General features: G+C 62.7%; 1 protein-coding gene. It reads right to left on the bottom strand.

The annotated features are described in order from the left end of the window. The coding region (locus ELR45_RS30345; RefSeq protein ID WP_129669669.1) for a DUF1330 domain-containing protein at positions 1 to 267 on the bottom strand (267 nt) is incomplete at its 3' end. Positions 268 to 381 lie beyond the last annotated feature (114 nt).

The following is a 381-nucleotide window of genomic DNA, read 5'->3' as shown; positions in this document are numbered from 1 at the left end:
GCGCTCGAAGCCGTCGGGGAGTTCGGCCAGCGCCTCCTGGTAGGCCGCGCTCGCGCGTGCGGCGACCGCCTGTTCGAAGCTGTCGAACTCGATCAGGACAACGCGCTCGGCGATTCCGGCTTCGTGTGCGTCGACCCGGCTGCCGATGCTGGCGAGCACCCGCCCGCCTGCGGCCTTGACGGCTATACCGGCCAGTTCGTTGTAGACATCAAGCCCCTCAGGGTCTGTGATGGTGGGGTAGACGCTGACCCAGTAGCCCTTGGGCATGGAACCTCCAGTGTTGGAATGAGTGCTTCGAATTCCGAAGCACTGCTGCGATGTGCGATGCTACTGTTTCGGAATCCGAAGCACAAGAGTTGACGGAGAGTCATGAACGCGTTG

Source organism: Phytoactinopolyspora endophytica (assembly GCF_004138495.1).
Classification (GTDB): Bacteria; Actinomycetota; Actinomycetes; order Jiangellales; family Jiangellaceae; genus Phytoactinopolyspora; species Phytoactinopolyspora endophytica.
The sequence above is the reverse complement of the archived record's forward strand: the minus strand, read 5'-3'. Positions and strand labels throughout refer to the sequence as shown.